The organism is Paenibacillus sp. P4_A9 (genome assembly GCF_056402415.1).
Genome location: NZ_JBFUHL010000022.1, coordinates 79,847 through 86,713, shown reverse-complemented (window position 1 = coordinate 86,713; position 6,867 = coordinate 79,847). Strand labels below are relative to the sequence as shown.

Annotated in this window: 9 protein-coding genes and 1 pseudogene; all 10 read right to left on the bottom strand. The window is 44.5% G+C overall.

The genetic code is table 11. The annotated features are described in order from the left end of the window. Positions 1 to 716: pseudogene (locus AC1DVJ_RS16135) on the bottom strand (metal-dependent phosphohydrolase); the annotation flags it as partial. A 40-nt stretch (positions 717 to 756) separates the two neighbouring features. Beyond that, a complete protein-coding gene (locus AC1DVJ_RS16130) occupies positions 757 to 1,722 on the bottom strand; it encodes a PhoH family protein (RefSeq protein ID WP_477592251.1) in 966 nt (321 codons plus the stop codon). 6 nt (positions 1,723 to 1,728) lie between these two features. After that, positions 1,729 to 2,922, bottom strand: coding sequence for a sporulation protein YqfD (yqfD, locus tag AC1DVJ_RS16125; RefSeq protein WP_477592250.1), 1,194 nt, complete (start codon positions 2,920 to 2,922; stop codon positions 1,729 to 1,731). A 34-nt stretch (positions 2,923 to 2,956) separates the two neighbouring features. Further along, entirely contained in the window at positions 2,957 to 3,235 is a 279-nt protein-coding gene (yqfC, locus tag AC1DVJ_RS16120) for a sporulation protein YqfC (protein WP_056609736.1), read from the bottom strand. A gap of 153 nt (positions 3,236 to 3,388) precedes the next feature. Then, positions 3,389 to 3,853 carry a hypothetical protein gene (locus tag AC1DVJ_RS16115; protein WP_477592249.1) on the bottom strand — a complete coding sequence of 155 codons (465 nt, stop codon included), beginning with the start codon at positions 3,851 to 3,853 and terminating at the stop codon, positions 3,389 to 3,391. Between the two features lie 17 nt (positions 3,854 to 3,870). After that, positions 3,871 to 4,860: a flotillin-like protein FloA gene (gene floA / locus AC1DVJ_RS16110; RefSeq protein ID WP_321166537.1), complete on the bottom strand. Its 990-nt coding sequence runs from the start codon at positions 4,858 to 4,860 to the stop codon at positions 3,871 to 3,873. Positions 4,861 to 4,874: 14 nt separating this feature from the next. Then, the gene (locus tag AC1DVJ_RS16105; protein WP_477592248.1) at positions 4,875 to 5,540 is read right to left on the bottom strand and encodes an NfeD family protein; all 666 of its coding nucleotides are present in this window, start codon (positions 5,538 to 5,540) and stop codon (positions 4,875 to 4,877) included. A 161-nt stretch (positions 5,541 to 5,701) separates the two neighbouring features. Next, positions 5,702 to 6,145, bottom strand: a complete 444-nt coding sequence (locus tag AC1DVJ_RS16100) for a GatB/YqeY domain-containing protein (protein ID WP_477592247.1) — start codon at positions 6,143 to 6,145, stop codon at positions 5,702 to 5,704. Positions 6,146 to 6,153: 8 nt separating this feature from the next. After that, positions 6,154 to 6,327 (bottom strand): 30S ribosomal protein S21, encoded by a 174-nt coding sequence (gene rpsU, locus AC1DVJ_RS16095; RefSeq protein ID WP_028558020.1) that lies wholly within the window; start codon positions 6,325 to 6,327, stop codon positions 6,154 to 6,156. Positions 6,328 to 6,442: 115 nt separating this feature from the next. Continuing rightward, positions 6,443 to 6,793 (bottom strand): histidine triad nucleotide-binding protein, encoded by a 351-nt coding sequence (locus AC1DVJ_RS16090; RefSeq protein WP_477592246.1) that lies wholly within the window; start codon positions 6,791 to 6,793, stop codon positions 6,443 to 6,445. Positions 6,794 to 6,867 lie beyond the last annotated feature (74 nt).

Here is a 6,867-nt window from a genome sequence, read left to right as displayed (position 1 = left end):
ATCAGCGCTCTTGCAATTTCAGTTACCATCTCACGAGAGGTGTTCTTCGCTAAGTTAGACGTATTCACGACTTCTGCTACCTTCGCTCGCGCTGTCTGTGCATCCATAATTTGATCATTCATGAGCTTAGTAACGATCTCTTTCGTCACAGGACGCATCTCCGCGAGGTCTTCCTTGGTCAACCGAGGCAGTTTAAAATAAACTTCCTCAGGAAGCGGATATTTCTGATCCGATAGACCGAGTTGGATTTGTTCCAGTAACAAATCGTTGTATTGCCCACTATTGCGCAGTGTTTTGATGGCCTCATTCGTCATGTCACTAATCAACTGCGGGATGACTCGTCGGTAAATGCTCACCTTATCATCAAACTTTACTTCTTCATCTGCATTGATCTGAGATAATTTATCAAAAATAGCATCACTAATAACTTCATTCTTGAGGTTAACGATCAGATAGACAGGCTGGACACGCTTCGCGGCATCTTCTTTGGCTTGCTCCGTCGCGACAGCGTTCTCAATCTGTTCTGGCGCATAAATGGTTTTCTCACTCTTCATACCTAGTGTGATATCAAAAACTTGTGGTACAAGTTTTGCATACAGTGAGGCATAGAATATCAACCCCAATATGAGAAACAAGAGTATTCTTAAGCCTTTATTGTATTTCCATCCACTCAGCCGGTAATGAAATTTGCCTTTCATTTGCACTTCATTTTTCATTACGGAGGTCATTCCTCTCTATCTATCCAACCTAGCTTCGTTACTTATTCGACTCTTCGTTGTAGGCAACAATGATTTTCTGAACAAGAGAATGACGTACAACGTCTCCCTCATCAAAATGAATAAAGCCCAGTTCTTCAATTCCACTCAGAATTCGTGAAGCTTCTACCAGACCGGAAGACTTGCCTCGCGGTAAATCAATTTGCGTGACATCGCCTGTGATGACCATTTTGGAGCCGAAGCCAAGTCTCGTTAGAAACATCTTCATCTGCTCAGGAGTCGTGTTCTGCGCTTCATCCAAGATGATAAATGAATCGTCCAACGTACGGCCTCTCATATAAGCTAATGGTGCAATTTCGATGAGTCCGCGTTCTAGTGACTTCGCAACTTGTTCAGGCCCTAGGACATCATTAAGAGCATCATACAATGGGCGTAAATAAGGGTCAACTTTTTCCTGTAAGTCCCCCGGAAGGAATCCTAGGCTTTCCCCTGCTTCTACGGCTGGTCGTGTCAAAACGATCCGTTTTACAGCCCCTTCTTTCAATCGGGTTACGGCAAGAACAACAGCTAAATACGTCTTCCCTGTCCCTGCAGGACCAATTCCAAAGACAATATCCTTCTTCTTGATCGTATCCACATATTTCTTCTGTCCGATCGTTTTGACACGTATCGGCTTCCCTTTATGCGTGGATGTGATTTCGCCTTTAAACAGATCCAGCAATTGCTCAGCCTTCATCTGTTTCGCCAATTCAACCGCATACAGAACATCACGTTCTGTTACCGTGTAATTATTGCGGATTAGCTGTAAAAGAACTTCAAAGAGCTGCTGAAGTGAGTTCACTTCCGCAGCCCTGCCTTGTATCGTTATTTCGGCTTCGCGCGTAAAGATTTGAGCATCAATTTCCCGTTCAATGACATGCAAGAATTTATCCTGCGGCCCAAATAAAGCTAATCCCTCAGCGGGATTTTTCAATGTAATTTTTACAGATTGCGCATTTTCTATCAACAGGCCTCATTCTCCTTGTGTCACAATTGGTTGTACTTCGGCAATATTTTCTTCGACCTCAAAATGAACGTCTATATAAATTTTACCATTCTCTGTTTTTTCATGCAAAATTTTTTCTCCGACAATCCTCGCATCCTCACCTGCAGCAGCTAATAATTTAGCTTTAGCCTGCTCAATTCCCACCTTTTTCGCATTCGCCGCTTCCACCGGCTCCTCCACCAGATGAACCTCCATCACTTTCTCATGAAGCCACCCAAGCGGAAGTGAAAACGACCGCCAAGCAAGTGTTTTACGATCAGGTATCGTCTCCGAATGTTCAAACCCAGTCTTGCCGTAACCGGTAAGCTGCAACGCTCTTGTCCCAAATACGAGGTAGCTTCGATGAACAGTTTCACCTGTATATGCCTTATATTGTTTCGTAAGCGGAGCTTCAATTCGGGAGGTATACCAGACAACTCCCCTAATCTTACCATCTGCCACAACAAGTTGACTATTTTGCTCATCACCAATCGTGCCTGAGATCAAGACAGTCCCTTTGCGTACATACGTATTCGGTTTGACCATCGGCCGCCCTTTTTTCGATTGTATTTCGGTCACTAAAGCACTTTTGGAAGCTACAATATTTCGAGGATCCTCTAATTGTTTTCTATCTGGTATCGTCGCTTCAACGACCTTAATCGTGATGTGTGTTCCTCGGATTTCTACCCCAACCCACGCTGCACTCGGCAGCTGTTGCTGAATGGCACGAGAAAGCTCCTCCGTCTTGTCCAACTTAAATTTCCACTGGAACTTATGAATGCCTTGCTTGGAGGCTGCCTCCAAAATCTCCGATGTCTCAATGCGATCATTACCATCCACCGTTACTTGCCAAACCAGAGAGGTTAGCACATACAGACTGATGATAAAAGCCGCCAAGCCACCAAACAACACTTTTCTTCGTCCAATTTTATCCATGAAAAAAGGCAGTCCGAATCGCTCCACTACATGCATTCTGCAGCCTGTCCTCTTCAATAGCGGCCGAAGTCGAAAGAAATCCTTGATGAGGATACACAGCTCCAGCTTCCCATCTTTGCCAGCTTGAATATCCCAAATGGAGAAGCCACCCTCCACCATGGGATGAATCAACCTTTCGCAGTCCTTGCCTCGAATTTGTATGCGTACATAACCACGCAATCGGGCAATGAATAGGGATTGTTTCATGACTCAGCCTCCAGTTCTAATTCGCACTACTAAATTAAGGCATATATTTTACATGATCAATGATGCCTTCAATGAACACTTCTTCTGAAAGAATGGCCCGAATGACCAACTGCTGGCCGCAAACCTCCAGCGTTCCTTTCGCTAACTCCAGCTTCAGAATTTCACTGGAAAAATGCAGTACGCCCCGGTGATTCTCTACATATAGCTGTACGTTGCCGATCATCGTGATTCGCGGCAAATCCTGTACAACATCTTGGGGAAGATCAAGGATCTTGGCCGTGAATTGGTTCCATTTGCGGGTCAAGCGACGCATAGCTGGGCAGTACCCCCTCTAACTAGAAGATCAAGAATGCAGAAAAGGCGCATAGACTTTCTACCAAATTATGCGACAGAAGCCGTTTTTATGAGAAAAACTGAACATAAAAAAAAGCCCTCTCGCATTTGCAAAAGGGCGTTCCAAAATTAGTCATCTGCGGTACGGCTTTCTGGCGCGCGGCGGGCCTAGTATCTCTGACCACACAACGCCTTGCAGTACTTGTTCACGGTTCAGTTGGTCTGGAAATATATTTGAAGATGATACCTCTTCAGAATATATTGTTGAACTCACCGTTGATCCACTTTTCGGCGTCTGTGAAGTGAAAGGTGAAGCCTTCTGCTTTGGAGCAGCAGCCGTTGATTTCCCTAGACCAGACTGGTTAAATTCGTCTCGTACGCGCTCCGGACGACCCGCGGGAGCATTATGACCTGACTGAACTTTCTTCGCTTCTGCAGGCCTCCTAGCGTCGCCTGGACCATTCCCAAAGGTCGGCATGCCTGATCTTGGCGTGCCTTGCTCAGCTCGCTTACGCCTGCCTTGCAATTTATAAAAGAAGGCCAACGCGATAATGACCAGATACCAGTTCTTAAATAAGAATACGATAAGCTGTTCCATCTGATCACCTCATATTCTTATTCTTTCTCCGTTTTTCCGTCGTTGATTTTACCTAGTGAAGAACGCATTTGTGTATCGGATTCGATATTTTTGAGATTCATATAATCCATAACACCCAATTGACCATTCCGAAGCGCTTCAGCCATGGCAAGCGGGACCTGTGATTCCGACTCAACAACCTTAGCCCGCATTTCAACAACTCTCGCTTTCATCTCCTGCTCAGCTGCAACGGCCATCGCGCGGCGCTCTTCGGCTTTTGCTTGCGCGATTCGTTTGTCAGCTTCAGCTTGCTCCGTTTGCAAATGTGCGCCAATATTTTTACCTACGTCTACATCCGCAATATCAATGGACAGAATTTCAAATGCCGTCCCAGCATCCAAGCCTTTACCTAGTACGGTCCGAGAGATCATATCCGGATTTTCTAAGACGTCCTTATGAGATTCGCTAGAACCTACGGTTGTAACGATTCCTTCTCCGACGCGAGCAATAATCGTTTCTTCACCGGCACCACCAACGAGTCGATCGATGTTGGCACGCACCGTAACCCTAGCGATAACTTTCACTTCAATACCGTTCTTCGCAACAGCCGAAACATTAGGCGTTTCGATTACGCGTGGATTTACACTCATTTGAACGGCTAACAATACATCACGCCCCGCCAAATCAATGGCCGCCGCGCGCTCAAACTCCAAATGTATCTTAGCACGATGCGCAGCAATTAATGCGTTTACTACGCGGTCAACATTACCGCCTGCCAGATAGTGACTTTCTAGTTGATTCACACTAAGATCTATTCCCGCTTTCGTAGCCTTAATCATAGGGTTCACAATGCGACTTGGCGTAACCCGACGGAGTCTCATCGCGATCAAGGTAATGATGCTAATTCTTACACCGGAAGCCAACGCCGATATCCATAGCATAACAGGAACGACACTCAGTAAAATCGATAACACGATAATAATGATAGCTGCCAGCAGCACCAAGTATAAGCCTGGTTCAATCGTCATTTTTTTGTTTCCTCCTAAATGTTATGTTGGTTATCCACTTCTTTTACAACGACTCGAACCCCTTCTACCTCCACAACGACTATGGATTGGTTTGCGGAAATAAAACTGCCTTTCGTTACAACATCGACACGTTCACCTTGAATCATGGCCGTACCTGCAGGCCGTAAGGGCGATATCGCTTCACCCGACATGCCAATTAGGTAAGATCGATCAGGATTCGATGTAAAGCCTTTACTTGTCGTTAGCTGCTCCTTCAGAATGAAACGGTTCCATACACCTCGATGCTTAAACGTCCTAATCGCTGCAATGACAACCACAATGGCAACAAGTAAGGCAATGACTAACATGTACACGGCTTCCTTGGGATCCGAAGACGCCATCATCACACCGCCAAATAGACAAATGGCACCTAGCACACTAAGAATGCCAAAGCTTGGAACAACTAATTCTAAAATCAGAAGAACCAAGCCTAGTCCTAAGACAACCAAATCACCAAAACTCGCAAAGCCTGCCAAATAGAAGCCAAGATAATATAAACCAAAGCCAGCAACCCCTGCCAAGGCCAACAATCCACTACTGAAAAAAAGCAGTTCAAGCACGATGCCTATAATGCCAACCATCAATAAAACCGTAGCTGTTACAGGATGAGTCAGAAACGCGGATAAGTTATCAAGAAACATCGTCGTTCACTCCTTCCCCCAAAAACTTCCTTATCATAAGGTATGTACGTATTATTTTATGAACTGTTTCGGAAATTAATTAAAAAATCGAGAAATTGTCCTAAAATAGAAAAAAGACCAAGCGGAATGCTCCACTTGGTCTTCACAAAACATATTTGGTATTAACCTAATAGTTGTTGAACTAACTGATTGATAATCTTACCATCAGCGCGTCCTTTAACCTGAGGCATCAATGCCGTCATCACTTTGCCCATATCCGCTTTGGAAGAAGCACCAATTTGCTGGATGGTCTGCTGTACAATGGCTTTCACTTCTTCCTCAGAAAGCTGTTGCGGCATGTACTCAGCTAAAATAACAAGTTCCGCACTCAGGTTGTCGGCTAGATCTTCACGACCTGCCTTGGAAAATTCTTGGAGGGAATCCTTACGCTGTTTGATCTCACGAGTTAGAACATCAAGCACTTCATTGTCGTCTAAGGGTCTTTTCAGATCAATCTCAGAATTCTTAATCGTAGAACGTACCATTCGAATTACAGAGAGCTTAAACTTGTCCTGACTCTTCATCGCTTGTTTCATATCTTCGTTCAATCGATCGCTTAAGCTCATGTTGCCTCCTAGAACTTTCTTTTACGAGCAGCCTCAGATTTAAGCTTACGCTTAACGCTTGGCTTGTCATAATGCTTACGTTTCTTAACTTCTGCAAGAACGCCATCCTTAGCGATGGAACGCTTAAAGCGACGAAGTGCAGCATCTATAGTTTCGTTCTTACGAACTCGAGTTTCTGACAACAGTTTTCCCTCCCTCCGAACAGACCATCTAAGACAAAACGGTTCATCAAATCTCATTATAGGTGATAGTAATTAGGGTGTCAATCGTAAAACTAATCTTTCCTAATAGGAAAGATTAGTTATGGACACCAAGGGGTGCCAATCTAGCACCTGCCATCAAATGATAATGCAAATGGTGAACAATTTGACCTGCGTTTGCTCCAATATTCGTAATCACACGATAACCGGATTCTTCTACCTCTAGCTCTCTAGCAATTTGCGCAGCAACGCGCTGCATTTGCCCAACGACAGCCCAATCTTCCGTCTGTCCCGCAGCTAAAGAGGCAAAGTGTTTCTTAGGAATAATAAGGACATGAATCGGCGCGGCAGGTTGAATATCATGAAAAGCTAGAATCTGATCATCTTCATAAACTTTCTTAGAGGGAAGCTCCCCTGCAATGATTTTACAAAAAATACAATCACTCATCGATCCATTCGTCCTCCCGATTAGAAATTCATCCATGCCTATAAGTTTATCGGAAAGCCTTCAAAAAATCCAAT